Annotated in this window: 18 protein-coding genes; 8 read left to right on the top strand and 10 right to left on the bottom strand. The window is 72.3% G+C overall.

Annotated features, from left to right (window positions below):
* The first annotated feature begins 71 nt into the window (after positions 1 to 71).
* From ABZ321_RS30130 to ABZ321_RS30120, 3 genes are all read left to right on the top strand, one after another.
* Positions 72 to 1,271, top strand: coding sequence for an ABC transporter permease (locus ABZ321_RS30130; RefSeq protein WP_354897444.1), 1,200 nt, complete (start codon positions 72 to 74; stop codon positions 1,269 to 1,271).
* Between the two features lie 122 nt (positions 1,272 to 1,393).
* The gene (locus ABZ321_RS30125; protein WP_354897441.1) at positions 1,394 to 2,092 is read left to right on the top strand and encodes a GNAT family protein; all 699 of its coding nucleotides are present in this window, start codon (positions 1,394 to 1,396) and stop codon (positions 2,090 to 2,092) included.
* A gap of 123 nt (positions 2,093 to 2,215) precedes the next feature.
* The gene (locus ABZ321_RS30120; RefSeq protein ID WP_354897438.1) at positions 2,216 to 4,531 is read left to right on the top strand and encodes a fibronectin type III domain-containing protein; all 2,316 of its coding nucleotides are present in this window, start codon (positions 2,216 to 2,218) and stop codon (positions 4,529 to 4,531) included.
* A gap of 62 nt (positions 4,532 to 4,593) precedes the next feature.
* Here ABZ321_RS30120 and ABZ321_RS30115 read toward each other — a convergent pair whose 3' ends face one another.
* From ABZ321_RS30115 to ABZ321_RS30105, 3 genes are all read right to left on the bottom strand, one after another.
* A complete protein-coding gene (locus tag ABZ321_RS30115) occupies positions 4,594 to 4,959 on the bottom strand; it encodes an Lsr2 family protein (protein WP_344505033.1) in 366 nt (121 codons plus the stop codon).
* A 132-nt stretch (positions 4,960 to 5,091) separates the two neighbouring features.
* On the bottom strand, positions 5,092 to 6,036 hold the full coding sequence (locus tag ABZ321_RS30110; RefSeq protein WP_354897435.1) for an acyl-ACP desaturase: 945 nt from the start codon (positions 6,034 to 6,036) through the stop codon (positions 5,092 to 5,094).
* A gap of 53 nt (positions 6,037 to 6,089) precedes the next feature.
* Positions 6,090 to 6,803 (bottom strand): lysophospholipid acyltransferase family protein, encoded by a 714-nt coding sequence (locus ABZ321_RS30105; protein WP_344505035.1) that lies wholly within the window; start codon positions 6,801 to 6,803, stop codon positions 6,090 to 6,092.
* Positions 6,804 to 6,889: 86 nt separating this feature from the next.
* On the opposite strand from ABZ321_RS30105, the gene ABZ321_RS30100 reads away from it, so the two are divergent.
* The gene (locus ABZ321_RS30100; RefSeq protein ID WP_344505036.1) at positions 6,890 to 8,032 is read left to right on the top strand and encodes an AI-2E family transporter; all 1,143 of its coding nucleotides are present in this window, start codon (positions 6,890 to 6,892) and stop codon (positions 8,030 to 8,032) included.
* 59 nt (positions 8,033 to 8,091) lie between these two features.
* On the opposite strand, the gene ABZ321_RS30095 is transcribed toward ABZ321_RS30100, so the two are convergent.
* The gene (locus ABZ321_RS30095) at positions 8,092 to 9,960 is read right to left on the bottom strand and encodes a hypothetical protein (protein ID WP_354897431.1); all 1,869 of its coding nucleotides are present in this window, start codon (positions 9,958 to 9,960) and stop codon (positions 8,092 to 8,094) included.
* Positions 9,961 to 10,067: 107 nt separating this feature from the next.
* On the opposite strand from ABZ321_RS30095, the gene ABZ321_RS30090 reads away from it, so the two are divergent.
* Genes ABZ321_RS30090 through ABZ321_RS30080 form a run of 3 tightly spaced genes read left to right on the top strand, consistent with a single transcriptional unit; the run spans position 10,068 to position 12,177 of the window.
* A complete protein-coding gene (locus tag ABZ321_RS30090) occupies positions 10,068 to 10,316 on the top strand; it encodes a PspC domain-containing protein (RefSeq protein ID WP_344505038.1) in 249 nt (82 codons plus the stop codon).
* Complete coding sequence (locus ABZ321_RS30085) at positions 10,317 to 11,045, top strand: alpha/beta hydrolase-fold protein (RefSeq protein ID WP_354897428.1); 729 nt, start codon at positions 10,317 to 10,319, stop codon at positions 11,043 to 11,045.
* Positions 10,948 to 12,177, top strand: a complete 1,230-nt coding sequence (locus ABZ321_RS30080) for a hypothetical protein (RefSeq protein ID WP_344505041.1) — start codon at positions 10,948 to 10,950, stop codon at positions 12,175 to 12,177. Before ABZ321_RS30085 ends, ABZ321_RS30080 begins: the two co-directional genes overlap by 98 nt.
* 12 nt (positions 12,178 to 12,189) lie before the next feature.
* Here the strand turns inward: ABZ321_RS30080 and ABZ321_RS30075 are convergent, their stop codons facing one another.
* From ABZ321_RS30075 to ABZ321_RS30065, 3 genes are read right to left on the bottom strand one after another with little or no spacing between them, the layout of a single operon-like run.
* A complete protein-coding gene (locus ABZ321_RS30075; RefSeq protein ID WP_344505042.1) occupies positions 12,190 to 12,837 on the bottom strand; it encodes an FAD-dependent oxidoreductase in 648 nt (215 codons plus the stop codon).
* Positions 12,795 to 13,646, bottom strand: a complete 852-nt coding sequence (gene sigJ / locus ABZ321_RS30070; RefSeq protein ID WP_354897425.1) for an RNA polymerase sigma factor SigJ — start codon at positions 13,644 to 13,646, stop codon at positions 12,795 to 12,797. Before sigJ ends, ABZ321_RS30075 begins: the two co-directional genes overlap by 43 nt.
* 43 nt (positions 13,647 to 13,689) lie before the next feature.
* Positions 13,690 to 15,861, bottom strand: coding sequence for an acyltransferase family protein (locus ABZ321_RS30065; protein ID WP_354897422.1), 2,172 nt, complete (start codon positions 15,859 to 15,861; stop codon positions 13,690 to 13,692).
* Positions 15,862 to 16,060: 199 nt separating this feature from the next.
* On the opposite strand from ABZ321_RS30065, the gene ABZ321_RS30060 reads away from it, so the two are divergent.
* Positions 16,061 to 16,330 (top strand): hypothetical protein, encoded by a 270-nt coding sequence (locus ABZ321_RS30060; protein ID WP_354897419.1) that lies wholly within the window; start codon positions 16,061 to 16,063, stop codon positions 16,328 to 16,330.
* Between the two features lie 49 nt (positions 16,331 to 16,379).
* Here ABZ321_RS30060 and ABZ321_RS30055 read toward each other — a convergent pair whose 3' ends face one another.
* The 3 genes from ABZ321_RS30055 to ABZ321_RS30045 all read right to left on the bottom strand — a co-directional run bounded on the left by ABZ321_RS30055 (position 16,380) and on the right by ABZ321_RS30045 (position 21,161).
* The gene (locus tag ABZ321_RS30055) at positions 16,380 to 17,024 is read right to left on the bottom strand and encodes a nucleotidyl transferase AbiEii/AbiGii toxin family protein (RefSeq protein ID WP_354897416.1); all 645 of its coding nucleotides are present in this window, start codon (positions 17,022 to 17,024) and stop codon (positions 16,380 to 16,382) included.
* Positions 17,021 to 17,359 carry a hypothetical protein gene (locus ABZ321_RS30050; protein ID WP_344505048.1) on the bottom strand — a complete coding sequence of 113 codons (339 nt, stop codon included), beginning with the start codon at positions 17,357 to 17,359 and terminating at the stop codon, positions 17,021 to 17,023. The genes ABZ321_RS30055 and ABZ321_RS30050 overlap by 4 nt, the downstream gene beginning before the upstream one ends.
* A 1,705-nt stretch (positions 17,360 to 19,064) precedes the next feature.
* The gene (locus tag ABZ321_RS30045; RefSeq protein ID WP_354897413.1) at positions 19,065 to 21,161 is read right to left on the bottom strand and encodes an MDR family MFS transporter; all 2,097 of its coding nucleotides are present in this window, start codon (positions 21,159 to 21,161) and stop codon (positions 19,065 to 19,067) included.
* Positions 21,162 to 21,202: the final 41 nt, after the last annotated feature.

The following is a 21,202-nucleotide window of genomic DNA, read 5'->3' as shown; positions in this document are numbered from 1 at the left end:
GGCTGTGACCCCATGCGCCGCACGGCGTCTTGTACCGGCCCTTGATGTAGTTCAGCCCCCACTTGATCTGGATGCCGGCGTCGGTCTTCCCCGCGCCGGCCGCCGCACGGCTGCTCGGCCGGCCGCTGCACGGCTTCGGCACGCCGGGCCGCCTGGCCAGCGAGTCGGCGGCGCGGACCCCCCGCCGGACCGCCGCCACCGCGCTGGCGCTCGCGCTCGGCCTGGCGCTGGTCAGCTTCACCGCCGTGCTGGCGACCTCGGTGAAGCGGTCGGTGCAGCAGACCTACGCGGAGACGGTCAGCGCGGACTTCGTGGTGGAGAGCGCCCGCAACGAGATGCTCGGCGGTCTGCCGGCGACGGTCCACCACCACGTGGCCGGGCTGCCGGAGGTCGCGGTGGCGTCACGGCTGCGCTACGGGCACTGGAAGGACGGCGAGACCGTGTCGGCGCTCACCGCCGTGGACCCGGCCACGCTGCCCCGGGTCACCGCGCTGAAGCTGACCGCGGGCAGCCTCGACGCGCTGAACACCGGCGGCGTCATCCTCGCCGGGCACGTCGCCGCCGAACGCGGGCTGACCGTCGGCGACAGGCTGCCGATGACCTTCTCCCGCACCGGCACCCAGGACCTGCCGGTCGTCGGCCTCCTGCGCGACCGTGACGCGCAGGCCCTGCAGACCGACTACGTCATCTCGCTGGACACGTACGCGAAGCACTACGCCGAGGACGTCGACGCCAGCGTCTTCGTCAAGCTGGCCGGCGGCGTGAGCCTCGCCGCGGGGCAGCGCGCCCTCGCCGCGGCCCTCGCCGACATGCCCACCGCGGAGGTCCGTGACCAGGCGGCCGCCGTCGCCGGCCGCACCGCCACCATCGACCAGGTCCTCGGCCTGGTGACCGCCCTGCTGCTGCTCACCATCGTCATCGCGCTGCTCGGCATCACCAACACCCTGGCCCTGTCGGTGTCGGAGCGGACCCGCGAGATCGGCCTGCTGCGCGCGGTCGGCATGACCAGCACGCAGCTGCGCACGATGGTCCGGGGCGAGGCGGCGCTCCTCGCCGCCCTCGCCACCGTGGTCGGGGTCGGCCTGGGCGTCGCCCTCGGGGCCGGCACGGTGCGGCAGCTCGGCGTGGCCGCGGAGGCGGCGGTCGTCCTGCCGGTCGCGCAGCTCGCCCTCGTCGTCGCCGTCACCCTCGCCGCCGGACTGGTCGCCGGCCTGCTCCCCGCCCGCCGGGCCGCCCGCCTCGACGTGCTCACCGCGATCACCCACCCGTGACCCGCTCATCGACCACCTGCTCCACCCGCAGGTCGTGACCACCGGGCTCCTGGGGTTCCGCGGAACCCCAGGAGCTCGGTGTCGGGGCCGAGCGGGACGCCGCCCGGTGCCATGATGCGGGCGTGATTGATCAGGGTCTGTGGTACGCGATGCCGGAGCTCGTGGGGAGCCGGGTGCGGCTCGAGCCGTTGCGGGTCGAGCACGCGGAGGGGTACCTCCGGGCGACCGGAAGCCCGGAGGAGGCGGCGGAGATCTTCCGCTGGCAGAGCCCGGCGGGTGGGGCGCTCGCCCGGCCGGTCACCGTGCAGGACGCGCGGCAGCACATCATGGCGGCGCTGGCCGGGCGGGCGCGTGGGGAGCGGCTGCCGTACGCGCAGGTCGACGCGGTCACCGGGGAGGTGGCGGGGACGACCTCGTTCGCGGACCCCGACCCGGGGCTGCGTTCGGTCACGATCGGCTACACGTGGCTGGGGCAGCGCTGGTGGGGCACGGGCGCGAACGTCGAGGCGAAGCTGCTGATGCTGGCGTTCGCGTTCGACATCCTCGAAGCGGTCCGGGTCGGGCTGGTGACCGACGTGCGCAACGTACGGGCGCAGCGGGCGATCGAACGGCTCGGGGCGGCGCGGGAAGGGGTGCTGCGCAAGCACCGGCGGCGGGCGGACGGGTCGTGGCGGGACACGGTCGTGTACTCGATCGTCGACGATGACTGGCCGGGGGTGCGCGACGGGCTGCGCGAGCGGCTGGCGCGGGCCGTGTCGGGTGGTCAGGTGGGCAGGACCGGACCCGGGCCGGACAGTGCCGCGGGGGCAGGCGTGCAGTAGTCGGGGTGCATCGCGACGCGGTGCGGCCTCACCTGCACCGTCAGCTGACCCGGATCTCCGGTTTTCACGATGTACACGCAACGTAGTCGTTAGATTGCGAAACGTGTTCGCGTCTTGAGGGGCGTGACGGTCGTCGTGACGGGGGACGGGATGCGTGCGCAGTCCGGGTTGACGTCGAGTGCCGCGGGTCGCCGCGGACCGGGCCGCCGCCGGGCGCGCACCGGCCTCGCGCTGGTGACCGCCGGGCTCGTCGGGCTGGTGGTCACGGGAGGGCCCGCGTTCGCCGGGCTGATGGGCGGCGGCACCGCCTCCCCTGGGCCGTCGGGTGCGGCGGTGACCGTGCCGGCGCCCGCGCCGGCCGCCTCCAGCAAGGCGCCGCAGGCGCAGCAGCGCACCCAGCCGTCGAACGCGACTCCGAGCAGCGCGGACCCGGCCGGCAGCAAGAGCCCGGCGGGGAGCACGGGACCGGCGGGGAGCACGGGACCGGCGGGGAACAAGAGCGGCACGGGACCGGCGGGTGGGGCGGCTTCGGGGCACGTGCCGCTTGACGCTGACGGCAACCCGGCCGACGCCGTGGTCGACGACGCGACCGCCGCCGGACCGGTCGCCGAGCCCGGCCCAGCCCCCGGTGCCCCCTCAGGCGATGCGGGCGCGGGCGACCCGACGAGTGCCGGCAGTTCCGCCGACCCGTCGGGCGGCGCCGCGCCGTCCGGCGAGCCCACCGGTACAGAACCTGCCGCCACCAACCCGGCGGGCGGCGGCCCCTCCGACGGCGACGCCACCGGCACGGAACCGGCGGACGCCGAGCCGGCCGGCGACGCCGGCGTGGACGTGAACACCGCCGGGGTGATGGCCGCGATCCAGGCGCCCGCCGGCGTCGTCGTGGTGCCGGTGCCGGGCGGGCTCAGGGTGGCGTGGACCCACGACGGGGCCGGCGTCGACCACTACGTCGCGACCGCGTACGACCAGCAGGGGTCCGTCGCCGGCAGCTGCCTCGGCGCCGCCGCCGGCACCGGCACCTGCGAGATCCGCGTCGGGGTCGCGGCCGACGGTTCGTACACCGTGAAGGTCGTCGCATACGGCGGCGCCGGCGCGTCCGATCCCTCCGCCCCCGCCACGTCGGGTGTCGTCGTCGCCGGGCCGCCCGCGCCACCGACCGGCGTGCACGCCACCGTCACGTCGGCGACGTCGGTGCGCGTCGGGTGGACCAGGCAGGCGACACCGGCCGCGGGCGTCGACCGGTACGTCGTGACCGCCGTGCAGGACGCGTCGAAGACCTGCGCGACCGGGGACGGCGCCACCACCTGGTGCCCGGTGACCGGGCTGGAGCCGGGGACCGCGTACACGTTCCGGGTCGTGGCGCAGGGCGCGGGCGGCGACTCGGCACCGAGCGCGGCGTCGGCACCGGTCGTCGCCGGCGGCCCGGGCGCGCAGTCCACGGACATCCCCGAGCCGGTCAACCTCGTCGTCACCCCCGGCGACCAGAAGCTGCTCGTCGAGTGGCGGGCGCCGTGGGACCCGGACCACGCCGTCGGCGGGTACACCGTCCACGTCGAGGAGGAGCCCGGCCGCGACTGCGTGACCACCCACCCGACCTGCACCATCGAGGGGCTGGCGAACGGCACCTCGTACACCATGAGCGTCCGCAGCGACGGTGCGGTCTCGCGCGAGTCGGGGTGGGTGACCGCGACCGGCACGCCCAGCGTCGCGCCCGGCGAGCCGACGGCGGTGACCGCGGAGGCGAAGATCGAGGCGATCACCGTGTCGTGGATCGCCGGCGCGCCCGGGACGGGGGTGGCGCGGTTCCAGGCCCTGGCGACCGCGCCCGGCGGCGACCACGGCGTGTGCGAGACCGTGACCGGCGACTCGTGCACGATCAGCGGGCTCAAGTGGGGCGACACCTACTCGGTGACGGTGATGGCGATCGGCCGGCACGGACGCAACTCGGCGTGGAGCGAGCCGGCGAAGGTCGCGGTGCCGCACGAGGTGACGGTGCCGGCGGACCTGCCGGCCGGGATCGGGCACTTCGGCGGCTCCAGCGGCGACGAGGTCGCGCCGGGTGAGCTGTTCACGGTGACCGGGTCGGGCTTCGCGCCGCACTCGACGGTGAAGGTGGCGGTCTACTCGACGCCGATCGTGCTCGCCACGACGATGACCGACGGTGCCGGGACGTTCAGCGCCGAGGTGTCGGTGCCGGAGGCCGTCAAGGGCGGGCCGCACACGCTCGTCGCGGCCGGCGTCGACACGGGCGGGGAGCCGCGGTTCCTGACGATGGCGGTGACCGTCGCCGTGGAGTACGAGGCGACCGCGTTCGGCGACGCCGGCGGCAGCGTCCTGGCCGTCACGGGCGACCCGGTCGGGCGGACCGCCGGCGCGGGCGCGGCCCTCGTCATCGCCGGCATGCTGCTGGTGGGCGCGTCACGGAGGTTCAAACACTAGGGTCGAACACTGAGGGCACCCGCGGTGCCGCGGATGCCCTCAGTGCGTGGTGACACGAACCTTCAATGTCCTGCCTCGGCGTGGAACCGCTCGACGAGATCCGAACGGATCCGGCCGCGGTCGGACACCTCGATGCCCTTGGACAGGGCCCATTCGCGGATGGCCCGGTTCTGCTCCCGCTCGGCGCGGGCGGACAGGACCGGCCGGACCCGGCCGCCCGGACGAGCCGGGACGGTGGGAGCCGGGGTGAGACGGCCGACCTTGGTCGCGGCGCCGATGAACGACGCGAGGGCCTCGCGCAGCTCAGCGGCGTGCTTCGCGGAAAGGTCGATCGTGTACTGCACGCCGTCGAGGCCGAAGCTGACACTCTCGTCGGCGAGCTCGCCGTCGAGGTCGTCGATCAGCTCATGGATCACGCGTCTGGCCATGACGATGCTGCCTTCCGGTACGGGGAGTTACTTCCGCACCCGTCAACAACCCGAATTCCGCGTAAAAAACGGTCAGACGGGCAGTGACGGGCACGGAACGGTCGCTGGAGCGTACCCGAAGAGTAACCGCGTTCAGACGGCGGCCCGGGCGGTCTGCCGCGCCCGAGTGGCCTCCCGCCGCTCCACGAAGCGGCTCGCCTGCGTGTCGAGGTCGGCCAGGTACGCCGACAGCTCCTCGCGCGCGGCCTCGCCGTCGCCGGTCAGCCCGGTCCGCTCGAACGCCTTGACCTGCCGCAGCACCGGGGCGAGGACGTCGTCGTGGTGCAGGCGCAGGTCGTAGATGCCGGCCATGGCGATCTGGACCGACTTGCGGCCGAAGTTCTCGATGGTGTGGCCCGGCATCTGGAACGACTTCGCGACCTTCGTCACTGCCCGCATCGCCGCGTTGGGCGCGACATCGAACGCGGCGTTGAGCAGGTTGCGGTAGAAGATCATGTGGAGGTTCTCGTCGTTGGCGACCTTCACCAGGAGCTGCTCACAGATCGGGTCGCCGCTGGCGGTGCCGGTGTTGCGGTGCGACACGCGGGTCGCCAGCTCCTGGAACGACACGTACGCCACCGACTCGATGAGCCCCTCGTACGCGTTGCTGAACCCACCCGCCATGTGCGTCATCCGGGCCCGCTCCAGGGCGACCGGGTCGACGGCGCGCGTCGCCAGCAGGTAGTCGCGGATCGCGATCCCGTGCCGGCCCTCCTCCGCCGTCCACCGGTGCACCCACGTGCCCCACGCGCCGTCACGGCCGAAGACCAGGGCGATCTCGTGGTGGTAGCTGGGCAGGTTGTCCTCGGTGAGCAGGTTCACGATGAGCGAGGTGCGCGCAACGTCGGACAGCTTCGACTGGCCGGGCTCCCACGCCTCACCACCGAGCAGGCCGTCGAAGTCGCGGCCCTGGCTCCACGGCACGTACTCGTGCGGGAACCATTCCTTGGCCGTGGCCAGGTGACGGTTGAGGTTGGCCTCGACCACCGGCTCCAGCTCGGTGAGCAGGGCCAGGGTGGCGGTGGGCTCGGTCGTCACGGAACCTCCGTTGGTGTCAGGGGCGGAATCGGTACAGAGTGAAACACGCTCGACTAGTCGGCGGCCAGCAGCGACTCAGGCGTCGGTGCCGTGCCCCCGAGGTGCGCTGGCTGCCAGAACACGCCCTCGGGACGGTCCCGGTACTCCCGCTGCGCGCGGTCGAGCATCGCCGTCATCCGGGTCCGCAACTCCGCGGTGACGGCGTCGGCGTTGTCCTTGCGCGTCGGGTGCAGCGGTTCACCCGCAATGATCGTGATCGGCACGCCGCGCTGCTTCAGGTTCTTCGGGTGACCCTTGGTCCAGAACCGTTGCGTGCCCCACAGCACCATCGGCACCAGCGGCGTGCCGGTGGCCGCGGCGAGCCGGGCGGCGCCGTTCTTGAGGTCCTTGACCGTGAACGACTGGCTGATCGTCGCCTCCGGGAACACGCCGACGACCTCGCCGGCCTTCAGGTTCTCCAGCGCCGCCTTGTAGGACGCCATGCCCGCCTCCCGGTCGACGGGGATGTGCCGCATCCCGCGCATCAGCGGGCCGCCGATCTTGTGACGGAAGATCGACTCCTTGGCCATGAACCGCACGAGCCGCTTCGACGCGTTGGCGCCCAGGCCGCAGAAGATGAAGTCGAGGTAGGAAACGTGGTTGCAGGCGATGACCGCACCACCCGTGGTCGGCACGTGCTCGGCCCCCTCGACGGTGATACGCATGTTGAGCAGCCGGAACATCGTCTTCGCGAGCGCGATGACCGGGGGGTACACGAGATCAGCCATCCCATTACGCTACCGACCTTCACTGGACGTCACCCGGTACCCTGCCCCAAGGTCGTTTCTTTCATCGTCTGCAGCGGGAGCCCGGGATGTCGGTCGATCAGGACCTCGAAGAACTACCTGAAGAGGAGACCCCTGGGGACCCGCCGGTCGCGGACGAGGACGTCATCATCGTCGTGCCGCCGCCGCGGTTCGGCACGCCCGGCCCGCCGATGCGGCGCTCGCCGCTGCTCATCGGCCTGTTCGGCGGCCTCGGGCTGCTCCTGGCGTACAGCCTGTACCAGGCGGTCGACCAGGTCCGGTCGATCCTGGTGCTCATCTTCATCGCGATGTTCCTGGCGATCGGGCTCAACCCCGCCGTCGTCCGCCTCACCCGCTGGGGCGTGCCCCGGGTCCTCGCCGTCGCGACCGTCGGCATCGGCGCGATGCTGCTGCTGTGCGGCGGCCTGCTCGCGCTGATCCCGCCGCTGGTGACGCAGACCGGGGCGCTGGTCGAGAACCTGCCGACCTACATCGACAACCTGCGCCACCAGGACCAGCTCAACAAGCTCAACGAGGACTACAAGCTGCTCGACCAGCTGAAGGCCGTGGCGACCGCCGGCAACGTCACCAAGGCGCTCGGCGGGGTCTGGGGCGGCGCGCAGGTCGTCTTCGGCGCCCTGTTCAACATCGTGACCGTGGTCGTGCTGACGCTGTACTTCATGGCCGCGTTCAACCGGCTGAAGGAGGGCGGCTACAAGCTCGTCCCCGCCTCCCGCCGCTCGCGGGTCGCGCTGCTCGGCGACGAGATCCTCATGAAGGTCGGCGCCTACCTCGGCGGCGCGCTCGCGATCGCGGTCATCGCCGGCATCTCGTCGTTCGTGTTCCTGCTGATCCTCGACATCAAGTACTCCTACGCCCTGGCGGTCCTGGTCGCGATCACCGACCTCATCCCGCAGATCGGCGCCACCCTCGGCGCGGTCGTGGTCAGCATCGTCGGGTTCGCCACCAGCATCCCGGCGGGCATCGCCTGCGTCATCTTCTTCGTCATCTACCAGCAGGTGGAGAACTACCTGATCTACCCGACCGTGATGCGAAGGGCGGTGAAGGTCAGCGACCTCGCCGCGATCCTGTCGGTGCTGCTCGGCGTGGCCCTCATGGGTGTCGTCGGCGCGCTGATCGCGATCCCGGTCGTCGCCGCGATCCAGCTCATCGTCCGCGAGGTCCTCATCCCCCGCCAGGACGCCCGGTAGCCCGGTCGTCCCGATCGCGGCCTCGGTCCCGGCCTCGGTCCCGGCGTCAGTTGCGGCGGTCAGTTGCGGCTCAGGACCCTCGTGAACCCGGCGGCGACCGTGGTCGCGAGGGTCCAGCCGGCGGCGATGAGGCCGAACGCCAGCCACTGCCCGGCACCCGTCGGCCGGAACGCCGACTCCTGTCCGAAATCGATGATCGGCAGGAGCAGGTCCAGGGTGTAGACCAGCGGGTGGAGCTCCGGCGCCTGACCGGGATCGACCGGGGCCGGCCGCCAGGTGGCGAACACGGTCGTGCCGGCGACGAGGAGCGCCAGCAGCCAGCCCGCGGCGCGCTGCGGCCGGTACCCGTAGCCGACGGTCACGTCCTGCAGCCAGCCCCAGGACCGCGTCCACCACGGCCGGGTCGCCCGGCGGCGGCGCTGCTTGGCGAGCAGGACGGTGCGGGCGTCGTCGTCGTGGCCGAGCTGCCGGTAGACGGCGGCGAGCTGCTCGTAGGGCTGCGGCGGCAGGCCGTCCGCGGTCCTGGCGAGCCAGTCCAGGCGCCGCCGCGGCTCCAGCAGCGGGTCCAGCGTCTGGTACGTGAGGCCATCCAGCCGCAGGTCGGCGGGCCACGTGGCGGGGTCGTCGCGGACCAGGGAGGCCCGCACGTAGCGCAGGTCGACCGGGCCGGTCGGCGGGGCGGCGAAGCGCAGGTCGACCTCGCCGGCCTCCGCGCCGGTGCACTTCAGCGCCGCCAGGTGCGCCTCCTGCAGGCACAGCTTGCCGCCGATCCGCGCCGCGCTCATCGAGACCCGCCCGGTCGCGGTGAAGCCGGTGCAGCAGTTCATCAGCGACCCGGTGACGATCCCGGTCGCGCGCAGCGAGGTGCCGTCCGGGTTGTCGAGGCGGGCGCCCTCGAGGAACACCGCCCCGCCGACCCGCGCCTCGACGAGCGACACCCCGCCGGTCGCGGTGAACCCTTCCCGGCCCTCGACCGGCCCCTCGACGGTGCAGTTGTCGGCGCGCAGGGCGAGCCCGCCGGGGTTGCTCAGGGACGCGCCGGCCATCCGCAGGCCCCGGCCGACCCGGGCGCCGACGAGGCGGGTCTCGCCGTCGACCTTGACGCCGCCGAGCAGGTGGACGCCGCCGCCGACGTCGGCCCGGTCCAGCCGTACCGCGACACCGCCGGGGTTGCGCAGGGTGGCGCCGGAGAACGTGGCGACCCCGCTGACCGTGCAGTGGCGCAGGCTCACCTCGCCCTCGACGTCGGCGCGGCGCAGGAACACGCCGCCGGTGACGGTGGCGCTGTCCAGGTCCAGGCCCTTCCGCCCGCCGAACCGGGAGGCGGCCGCCCGGCTGTCCGGGGGCGTGGCCGCGGCGGCGGGCGCGACGATCGTGGCGCCGTCGAGGTGCACGCCGCCGGTGACGGTGGCCTGGAAGAGCTGGATCGTGCCGTCGGCGCGGAAGCCCTCCTCGGCGACGAGGTCCCCGCCGATCTGGCTGCGCTCCGCGGACAGGACGGTGCCGCCCGGGGCGCTGAGCCGCGCCCGCTCCAGCAGCAGCCCACCGGCGATCTTCGCGTCCCTCAGGTTGATCATGTCGGTGCTGCGGACGCCCGACATCCGTAGGTGCCCGGCGATCGTCACGCCGGCGGCCTGCAGACCCGGCATCGTGGTATCGCGGAAGCCGGTGAACGCCAGCCGCGCCCAGTACAGGTCCGGCGCCTCGGCGAACTCGCTCTCCTGGACCAGCAGCGGGCAGGTCACCTCGGCGAACGACAGCACCAGCCGGCCGGTGACCTTCGCCGCGTGCAGGCGCAGCGCCGCGCGCCGGCTCGGCGGCTCCGCCGTGAGCAGCTCCACGAGCAGCGCGGCGTCGACCTCCGCGCCGCCGAGGCTCAGCCGCTCCCCCGCCGCGAACGCCCGGCGCACCCGATCATCGACGTCCACGACTGCAATCGTAGAGGAGGCGGTCACCCGCTCGGGGTGGCGTCTCAGGGATCGTTCAGGGCCTCACCCGAGGTCGCCGGGCGGCTCCGGCGGGCAACCTTGAGCACATGACCGAGATCAAGCGTCTCCGCCGTTCCCGCGCCGACCGTACCCTCGCCGGGGTCATCGGTGGCCTCGCCGAGTACTTCGGCGTCGACCCGACCATGGCCCGCGCCGTGTTCCTGCTCGCCGTCCTGCTCACCGGCGGGACGGCGGTCCTCGCGTACCCGATCCTGTGGATCGTCATGCCCGACACCCCGCCGGACGTCAAGCCCGTGAGCCCTGCGTCCGGCGGGCACCTGCCCTATGGTGCGTGAGTGACCGCGTTGTGCGTGCCGGTGCTGGGCGGCACCCTGGAGGTCCGGGTGGTGTCGCCGGCCGGCGGCGCGCCCGTGGTCCTCGTCGCGCACGACGGACCCGCCTACGAGGACGGCGCCGCCCTGTCCACCCTCGCCCGCGGCACGCACGTCGCGCTGCTGTCCCCCGGCGACCGCAACGAGTGGTACTCCGCGAACCCCGCCTACGCCGACGCCCTCGTCGACCGGGTGCTCCCCCGGCTGCCGGCCGGCCCGCGCGTCGGGCTCGGCGCCAGCCTCGGCGCCCTCGCGCTGCTGCACGCGGAGCATCACCGGCCCGGCACCTTCGCCGGGCTGTTCCTGCAGTCGGGGAGCTTCTTCACCGCCGAGCTGGACCCTCAGGAGTCGGGGTTTCCGCGGTACCGGCGGATCCTGGACTTCGTCGATATCGCCGCGCCGACCGCGGCGGAGACGGTGCTGACGTGCGGGCGGGACGAGGAGAACCTGCACAACAACCGGGCCATGGCGCGGCGGCTGGGCGTGCCGCTGATCGAGGTGCCCGGCGGTCACTCGATGACGACCTGGCGCGACGCGCTCGGCCCGCACCTGCCACCACTGCTGCGGCAGCTCACGGATGGACGGGAGTTCACGGATGGACCATCTCATCGGCCTGCTGCTCGGCACGGAGCAGGACTGGCCCCGCGCGTTCGAGACGCTGATCGGCCGGATCGGCCCGATCCGCGGCCGTGACGGCACCGACCATCGGCTGCGGACCGCGCGGGTGAGCATCGAGCCGTTCAACCTGCGCGACCGGCCCACCCACGACCTCGTGATCGACCGTCTCGCGTACTGGTACTACCACCCCCGCGAGTGGCTGAAGAAGATCGCGCTGATGGACGACGTGTACCTGCTCAACAGCCCGTTCACGTTCCAGTCGATGGAGAAGCACGCCGCGTACTGCGCGATGATGCGCCTCGGGCTGCACGTGCCGGAGACGGTCCTCGTGCCCTACAAGAACCCGGTCGACCACGCGAAGTGGGCGTACACCGCCGAACGCTACAACCAGCCGTTCGACCTCGACGCGGTCGCCGACCGCATCGGCTACCCGCTGTTCATGAAGCCCTACGACGGCGGCGCCTGGGTCGGGGTGTCCCGGATCGCCGACTCCACCGCGCTGCACACCGCCTACGACCAGTCCGGTGAGCGCCTCATGCACCTGCAGCAGTCGATCGAGGGGTACGAGGTCTTCACCCGCTCCCTGACGATCGGCCCGGAGACGATGGTGATGAAGTTCCGGCCCGAGCTGCCGATGCACGAGCGGTACGCGGTCGAGCACGACTTCCTCGACGCGACGGTCGGCGACGAGGTCGTCACGATCTCCCGGCTCGTCAACGCGTTCTTCCGCTGGGAGTTCAACTCGTGCGAGTCCCTCGTCCGCGACGGCGTCGTGTACCCGATCGACTACGCGAACGCGTGCCCGGACGTCGCCCTCACCAGCCTGCACTACTACTTCCCGTGGGCGATGACGGCGCTCGTGCGCTGGTCGGCGTTCTGCGTCGTCACCGGCCGGCGCCCCGGCCTGGACCTCGACACGGCCCGCTACTTCACCGTCGCCGACGACGCGTCACTCGGCTATCGCGACAAGCTCACGGCGTACCGACGCATCGCCGACGACTACCTCGCCGTCGACGACTACCGCGAGTTCTGCGACACCGCACTGCCGCACGTGCCGGCGCTGGTCGCCGAGTGGGTCGCGTCCCCCGACTTCGACGACCTGCTCGTGTCGACGGTGCGCGCCACGTACCCGCCGCACGAGCACGACCGGTTCATCGCCCACTTCCGCGGCCTCATCGACCTGTGGAAGCACGAGAACACCCACTGATCCCGCCACGTTCTACTCGTCGCGCGGGAAGAACGGCAGCTCGATGTGGACGCGGTCGGCGGCCGCGAGGATCTTCGCGGCGTCGTCGACCGGCGGGTGGATGTGCTGGTTGATCCGCTGCTTGACCTCCTTGCCGGCGGCGCCCGAGGCCATCACCCTGCGGTCCCAGCCCCGGGTGAAGACCGCGCCGGCACCGCCCAGGTCCAGGCAGGTGACGTACGGGCCAGGGGTGAAGTCGCGCAACGGCACGCCGAGCAGGTCGGCCGCGGCGTTGTACCCGGCGACCTTGCCCAACGGGGTGGCGTGCTGGCAGGCCTGCATGACCGTGTGCTCGGCGTCGAACGCCGCCGCGGCCGTGTCCCCGGCCACGAACACCTCGGGAAGGGCGCGCAGCTGCCGGTCCACCGGCACCCGGCCGAGATCGTCGACGTCGCCGGAGATCTGCCGGGTGAGCTCGCTGGCCGTGATCCCCGCGCACCAGACCACCGCGTCCGCCTCGACCTTGGTGCCGTCGGAGAGGACGGCGTATCCATCGCCGATCTCCGTCACCGTCGTCCCGAGGCGGCGTTCGACGCCCAGTTCGTCCAGCGCCGCCTCGATCTCCCCACGCAGCGGGTTCAGATGTGACCGAGCTTCTCGGGATTGGCCAGTCTGCGCCACGTCGTGATCCGTCCGTCGGCGATCTCCACGGTGTCGAGCCAGACCAGCACGTCGCCGCAGAAGGTCGCCAGGGCCGGCGATCCGTTCACCTCGACGATCTGGAACGTGTCGGGGCGCCTGATCTCGATCTGCCTGACCGCCAGCAGGGCGATCGTCTCGGCGCCCCGGACCGGCCTGCGCGCGGCGGTCACCTTGCCGCCGCCGTCGGCGACATAGACGGCCCCGGGATCCAGCAGCTGGACGAGCGCGGCGATGTCCCCCGCGTCGGCTGCCGCCTTGAACGCCTTGAGCACGCGTTCGGTCTCGGCCCTGGACACCCGGGGCCGTTCCTGGACCGCGGCGACCCGGGCCCGCGCCCGGGACGCGAGCTTGCGGCCGGCGGCGGGCGTGCTGCCGAGCACCTCGGCGATCCGGCCGAACGGAACGTCGAAGACGTCGTGCAGCACCAGCGCGACGCGTTCGGCGGGCGTGAGCGTCTCCATGACCACCAGCAGCGCGGTGCTCACCGACTCGTCCATGAGCACCGCAGCGGCGGCGTCGGGCCCGGTCAGCAGCGGTTCGGGCAGCCAGGGCCCGACATAGGACTCGCGCCGGACGCGCGCCGACTTCAGCACGTTGTAGGACGTCCGGGCGGCCACGGTGACCAGCCAGGCCCGCAGGTCCCGCACCTGGGACAGGTCGGCCGCGGCGGCGCGCAGCCAGACCTCCTGCGTCACGTCCTCGGCCTCCGCCACGGAGCCGAGGATGCGGTAGGCGGCACCGAAGACCGCAGGACGATGCGATGCCCAGTCGGCGTCCGCCAGCTCCACGCCCCGACCTCCCGCCCCCTCGGATCAGCGAATCGGCCCGATGCTACTTCGGCAGCTCCGCCTGGAGCAGCGGGGTGAGGAGTTTGACGTAGCTGGCCGTGACGTGGCTGCCGTCGCGGTACACCAGAGCGTTGCCGACGATGACCGGGCAGACCGTGTCGGTGCAGAACCAGGTGGTGGGGTCGATGACCGGGAAGCCGGCCGCCTTGGCAGCGTCGGCGTTGGCGGTCCTGCGGCTCGCGTAGATCGCGGTGGTGACCTTCAGCGCGCACTGCTGGACCGCGGCGGGGTGGGCGGCGACGCAGTCGGGGACGCTGGTGCCGCGCGGGTCCGGGGTGTCCTGCATGATGACCGGCTTCGCGCCCAGCTGCTGGATGCGTTTCGCGGAGCGGATCAGCGCGGCGGACCACAGGTCGTCGGCCTCCGCCTTGTCCCCGGCGGGCGCGCCGGCCTTGTCGACGGGCGGGTCCGTGTATGTGCGGGTCGACAGCAGTACCAACGCCGGCTTGAGCTCTTTGATCTTCGCGAACGCCTCCTCGCGCCACGTCGCGCACTCCGTGAACGCCCGCCGCGCGTTGATCTTGATCGTGTACGCGTCAGCGGGCGTGCACCCCGACTTCGTGAGCACGACGAGCCGCCAGTGCCGCTTCTTCGCCACCGCGTCGAAGGCGTCGAACCACTGCTCCGTGTGCGAGTCGCCGAACAGCACCATCGTCGCCGTGCCCTGCGGGTCGCCGTGTTTATCGCATTGTTGGCTCAGGGCTGTCTTGATAGTCGTCTCGTCGAGCGACGCGAGGCAGCCCTTCGACCCTTCCGGGCGGTCGTTGGCGGCGGCGGTGACGGGCGGCGTCAGGTTCTGCGGCATCGCGGTCACGGTCGCGCTGGTCGCGATCAGCTCGAGGAGCTTCTTGCGCGCGTCGGCCAGCTGCTGCGCCTCCGAGACCGCGGGCTGCTGCGACAGGGCCTTCGCCGTGTCCTGGGCGGTGCCCTCACCCTTCACCTCGTTCGGCAGCCCGAGGAAGATCGTCGCGGCGCCGAAGGTCAGCGCGGTGAGGGTGGCACCGAGGCCGAGCCCCCGCCCGGGGCGGCGCTTGAACACGGAGTTGAACCGGACCCGGTTCTCCACCAGGCGCAGCGACAGCCAGGCGGGGATCAGGCTGCCGGCCGCGACCGCCGCCTTCGTCCACGTGCCGAGCTCCTGGCCGGCGACGTGCGGGGCGAGCATCAGCGCGGGCCAGTGCCACAGGTACCAGCTGTAGGAGAGCTTGCCGATCGCCTGCATCGGCGCGGTCCCCAGGATCGCGACCGCGCCGTGTCTGGGTCGTGCGGTGCCGCCGGCGATGACGAGCACCGCGCCGCCGACCGGAAGCAGCGCGGCCATGCCGGGGAAGCGAGTCGTCTCGTCGAACATGACCGCGGACGCGACGATCGCGCCGACACCCAGCCACGTCGCCACCGCCGCGCCGGGCACGGCCTTGAGCCGCTCCGCCGCCAGGGCGATGAGCGCGCCGGCCGCCAGCTCCCACGCGCGGGCCTGGATCCCGAAGTACGCCCACGGCTGCGAGTGCCCGGTCTGCCACACGCACACCGCGAACGACACCACGCCCAGCCCCGTGAGCGCGATCGCCGCCCGCCGGCGGCTCGCCGTCCTGCTGGCCGCGGCGAGCAGCAGCAGCGGCCAGATGAAGTAGAACTGCTCCTCGACCGCGAGGGACCAGAAGTGCTGCAGCGGCGACGGCTCCAGCTCCGCGGACAGGTAGTCGGTGCCGAGGACCGCCAGCCGCACGTTGATCCCGTACGCGGCCGCCGACAGCGCGTCGAACATCACGGCCTTCGCCTGCACCGGCGACATCCACGTCCAGGCGGCCGCGACCGTGGCGATGACGACGACGGTCGACGCCGGCAGCAGTCGTACGATCCGCCGCCCGTAGAACGCGCCGAACCGGATCCGCCCGGTCTGCTGCAGCTCCCGGAACAGGTGCAGCGTGATGAGGAACCCGGAGATGACGAAGAAGACGTCGACGCCCACGTACCCGCCGTGCACCAGCCCGAGACCGGCGTGGTTGGCGACCACCAGCAGCACCGCGACGGCGCGGAGGCCCTCGATGTCGGGGCGGAACCGGTCCGCGGCCGGCGCCTGCGGCTTGCCCTGCGGGCGCTGCGGGCCTTGTGGGTTGACGTCCGTGGATCGCCGTTGCGCTTGATAGGTGGTCAACAACCCCTCCGGCGGTTCGGCACCGGCACACGGTAGCGGGTGCCTCCCGGCGCCTGCCTGTCAGGTGACCCGGCTCACCGGCGCCGTTCCCTCGTACCGGTGACGCTGCGGTAGCCCACGTCACAATCCGTAGTACGTGCTGGTAACCGCTCGTACCGTCGATGAAGTTGACGCGTTCTCATCTTCTGGAGGTTGCCTCATGCGTCCGTACGACCACCCCGAATGGTGCGCTCGGGGTCACCGGTGCGGTCTCGGCGAGCACCGCGCCCACCCGGTCGTCATGGAGGTCGACGGCGTTGGCAAGGTCCTGCTGACCCGCGTTCTGGGCGCCAACGGCCGCGAACGGATGGAGCTGACCGGCTCCGCGTACGTCACCGGCAAGGGCCAGGCCGCCCGCCGCCAGGTCGACCGCACGCTGCGCGGCTTTGCCGACGTGCTGTCGAACGAGGCCTCGCTGGCCCGCGCCTGACGTTTCGCTTATCCGTTTCGCTGTATACGTTTCGCTTAATACGTTTCGCTTATCTCGGCCAGCTCTTCAGGCGTTGCCGCAGCTCGGCGACGCGGTCCGGGGCCAGTCCGTAGTAGGCGAACCGGCCGTCGTCGAGCCGGTCCAGGTAGCGGCCCGCGGCGGACACGTCCTCGTCCTCCAGCCCCGGGTCCTGCCGCCGGGCCAGCTCGAGCAGCTGCGGCACGGAGTAGTGCTGGATCGCCGCGGCCACGTCGATGTAGTCCCGCACCTCCCGCCGGTTCACCAGCGCCGCCACCTTCGTGGCGATGAGGTCGTCACGGTGCATGACCGGGCCCACGTCCATCATCACCGGGCTCTCGCTCCGGTCGAGCCGGCTCAGCGTCAACCGCACCGTCCTGGCGCCGTCACCGACGGTGAACTCCCGCTGGTCGAACCCGGCGAACAGGTCGAGGAGGTCATCGGCCTCCTCCTCCTGCACCGTGTACCCCGCGCCCCGCAACGCCCGGCACACCGCGTCCGCGGCCCGCCCGGCCCCGCCGTCGGTGTCGGTGAACAGGTCGACGTCCTCGGTCGGCCGCGACACAAGACCGCTCATCAGCCACGCGAACCCGCCCCCGAGCACGAACCCGTGCCGCTCCCCCACCGCAAGGGCGATCCTGGCAACCTCGGTGTAGAACGGGTCGGTCGTGCTCACCTCAGCCGCAGTGGCTGATGGCGGGCCTCCCACGCCAGCCGGACCCCACGCGGCAGGTTCAGCTCGGGCCACACCCTGACGAGCCGCCGCCCGTTGACCCAGCGCCGCAGCTCCTCGACGCGGATCGCCTCCCGCAGCACGTTCTCGTACATCCACAGCAGCAGGTCAGGCTTGTCCAGGTCGAAGTCCCGCCGCGGATTCCACATCAACCGCTGCGGCAATTCCACGACCCCGCGGACCGGCCCCCGCAGCTCGGCAAGGGTCCGGGACACGAGCGCCGGCCGATGCGGCCGCGCGAGAAACGCGACGCGCCCCGGATCCGTCTCGTCCTGCATCGCCCCGGCCCTTCCATGGTCCCTTGTAGTCGGCCAGTGTACCGCTGCACCGTTTGTCCGCCCTACCACCGACGCGGCGGGTCCCACACGTGTGACGCGGCGCTCTGCGCCTCCCGCTTCCTAGGATACTAGGTGGACAGCCCCTCGGCCGCCGCCTCACCGCCCAAATCCGATCGACGTTGCGCAATCCACCCTCATTTCAGAGATCATCTTGTACGTGGATCGCGCAACGTCGATTGCGCAAAGGCCACATACCGGGGCATTGACCAACGTCTGTCGCGGGCTGTCGGACGGCGCACGTCGAACGGCTACGGCTCACGTCGCGGCTGCTCATGCCCACCTCGACCATCCACCTCGGCTGGGGCCTGGGCTGGTCTGCCACCATGCCTGTCGTGGCCGGGCGGCTACTGGGTCAGCCCTGGCGATGGTGGCGGAGGTGAGGAGCGGGGCGGGAAGTGAGACAGGAGGGCGTGGCACGGTCCTGGCTCGCCATGAGCGGTCTCGCCATCGGCCTCATGGACACCGGCGACAGGATGCGGACCATGCAGGTGGTGCGGATCGGCAACGCTACGCAGCGTCGGCCCCCAACCCGGTTGCTTTGACCTCGCTGGCCGACCCGGGCTGATGCCATCGCCCGACTCCGTGTGATCGACCGTTGCACCCACGCCGGCGCCTTCACCTCGGCTCGCTGCCCGCTGCAGACGGACCCCGGCCCCGCCCCACAGCATCCTGCCCACGGCGTCTGCTACCCGCGGGGGCGAGGTCAGCGGTCGCGCTCCTGCCGTGATGCAGAAGCGGCCAGCGCAATCACCTTGGGCCGCTGCCAACCAACGCCACCCGAGCCCAGTCTGTTGCCACTCACGGGCGTTCGCCCTTCCGGGCGTCCGCGGCTGGGCGGTAGCGGGAGGCAGTGGGGCCAGCGGACGAGTGAGCAGCAAGCGGGCGGCAAGGTCAGCGGGCGCGGCGCGCGCAGCAGGTGGGTCAGGAACAAGCGACGGGCAGGTCAGCCGGGCGCGGCACGGCTCCCCACCACGGACCAGCCGCCGCAAGCGCAGCCACCTCGACGCAGCGGACACCGCCGCGACCGCTGCCCGTCGCCACCACGGCGAGGCCAACCAAACGGCCACCCCACAACGGGCCATTGCCAGGCCCAGGGTTCCCGGCTGTCACCCAGCGGTAGTCCGTCGCAGCCCGGGCAGCAAGTGGGTCAGGAGCGAGCGGCGAGCAGGTCAGCCGGGCGCGGCAGGGCTCCCCACCACGGACCAGCCGCGACCACCCGCAGCCAACGAGACCCACCCGGACTCCGCCACGCACACGACCACGACCTACCCGCCGCCACCACGGCGAGGCCGACCAACGGCCACCCCATGACGGGCCGTTGCCAGGGCTAGGGTCCCGGCTGTTACCCAGCGGTGGTGGGTCGCGACCCGGGGCAGCAGGTCAGTCAGGAGCGAGCGGCGGGCAGGTCAGCGGGGCGCGGCAGGGCTCCCCACCACGGACCACCCGCCGCAGGCGCAGCCAGCTCGACGCGGCGGGCACCGCCACGCGGACAGCCGTGACCGCTGCCCGCCGCCACCAACGGCGAGGCCGACCAACGGCCCCCCCGCGGGCGGCCATTGCCAGGCCCAACCACCGCGGCCGGCGCCCGGCGGTGGTTGGTCGCAGCGCGGGCAGCGGGTGGGGTCGGGAGCGGGTGGCGGGCAGGTCAGCGGGCGTGGCGGGGCTCCACCTCGCCGTGGGCGGCCTGGCCGTCGGCCTCATGGGCGCCGGCGGCATGGTGGGGGGCGTGATCCGGGTGGGCGTCGGCGATGCCCTCCGCGGCGTGGGCGCCCGTCGCCGCTTTCTTGAGATCGGTGATGCGACCCGAGCCGTTGCCGTCGCCCGAGGCGGCAGGCCGGCCGTTGCCGGACAGGGTCGAGGTGGACGTGGCGGGGGCGGCCGACGAAGCGTCGGCGGCGGGCGAAGCGCTCCAGGCAGCAGGCAAGGCGCCCGGGGAGGCAGAGGCGGGTGCGCCGTTGGGCACAGCGTCCGTGGCAGGCAGAGCATCCAAGGCCGCGGTGGAAGAAGCGCCCGAGGCGGCGGAGGGCGAAGCAACCGAGCCGACGGTGGAAGAAGGGCCGGGGGCGGGCGAAGGAGCGCCGGCGGTGGTGGAGGGAGCGCCGGTGGGGGTGGCGCCGGAGGCGGCGTCTTCGGCGGCGCGTTGCTGGGCGGCGGACAGGGAGCGGAGCGGGATCTCGGGCAGGAAGAGGATGACGACGAAGCCGACGACCATGATGCCGGCGGCGACCAGGAACACGACGCTCATGGCGTCGGAGAAGCCCACCTTGAAGGGGTGGGAGAGGGCGTCGGCGAGGCGGTTGACGAAGGAGGTGTCGTTGAAGGCGCTCGCGCTGCCCGAGGTGCCGGCGGAGCGGATGGCCTGGACCTGGTCGGGGTGGGCGCGGGCGGCGGCCTGGAACTCGGGGGTGGTCTGGGCGGCGGTGAAGGCGCCCTTGATCTTGTCCGGCAGGAGGCTGAACAGGACGGAGAGGAAGACGGCGGCGCCGAGGGTGCCGCCCATGGAGCGGAAGAACGTGACGGTGGAGGTGGCGACGCCGATCTCGCGGGGGTTCGCCGCGTTCTGGGCGGCGGTGATCACGGGCTGCATGTTGCCGCCGAGGCCGAGGCCCATCAGGGCCATGACCAGCATGGTCTGCCACAGCGGGGTGTCGGCGCCGATGCGGGAGAACAGGGCGAGCGCGGCGACCATGAGCAGCGAGCCGATGATCGGGAACTTGCGGTACTTGCCGGTGCGGGCGATGACCTGGCCGGAGATGATCGAGCCGCTCATGATGCCCAGGACGAGCGGCAGGAGCATGAGGCCGGCCTCGGTCGGCGTGGCGCCCTTCACGATCTGCAGGTAGAGCGGGAGCGTGAGCAGGCCGCCGAACATGGCCATGCCGAGGATGAAGCTGCTGGTCGAGGCGACGGAGAAGGTGCGGCCGCGGAACAGGCGCAGCGGCAGCAGGGCCTCGTCCTTGTAGGACCACTCGGCGACGAGGAACAGGGCCAGGCCGACGGCGCCGATGGCGAAGCAGAGCACGGAACGCCCGGAGCCCCAGCCCCACTCGCGGCCCTGCTCGGCGACGGTGAGCAGCGGCACGAGGCAGACGATGAGGGCGACCGCGCCGGGCCAGTCGATGCGGTGGTCCTGGCGGCGGTGCGGGATGTGCAGCACGCGCATGACGACGAGGAACGCGGCGAGGGCGATCGGCACGTTGATGTAGAAGATCCAGCGCCAGCCGGTGACGCCGAGGATCTCGTCGGTGCCGGCGAAGAAGCCGCCGAGGACCGGGCCGAGGACGCTGGACGTGCCGAAGACGGCCAGGAAGTAGCCCTGGTACTTGGCGCGCTCCCGGGGCGGGACGATGTCGCCGATGATCGCGAACGCGAGGGAGAACAGGCCGCCGGCGCCGATGCCCTGCACGGCGCGGTAGGCGGCCAGTTGGTAGATCGTCCCGGCGATGCCGCACAGCACGGAGCCGAGGATGAAGATGCCGATGGCGAAGAGGATGAACGGCTTGCGGCCGTAGATGTCCGACAGCTTCCCGTAGAGCGGGGTCGCGATCGTCGACGTGATGAGGAACGCCGTCGTCGCCCACGCCTGGATGGAGAATCCGCCCAGGTCGTCGGCGATGGTGCGCATCGCCGTGGACACGATGGTCTGGTCGAGCGCGGCCAGGAACATCGCCATCATCAGCCCGCCGAGGATCGTCATGATCTGGCGGTGCGTCAGCGTGTCTTCGCCTGTCGTCGAACTCAAGGCGGTCCCCCAAATAAACGTTACGAGCCGATGGCGTTCCG

Source organism: Dactylosporangium sp. NPDC006015, from assembly GCF_040614215.1.
GTDB lineage: Bacteria > Actinomycetota > Actinomycetes > Mycobacteriales > Micromonosporaceae > Dactylosporangium > Dactylosporangium maewongense.
This window is presented reverse-complemented; position numbering and strand designations above follow the sequence as displayed.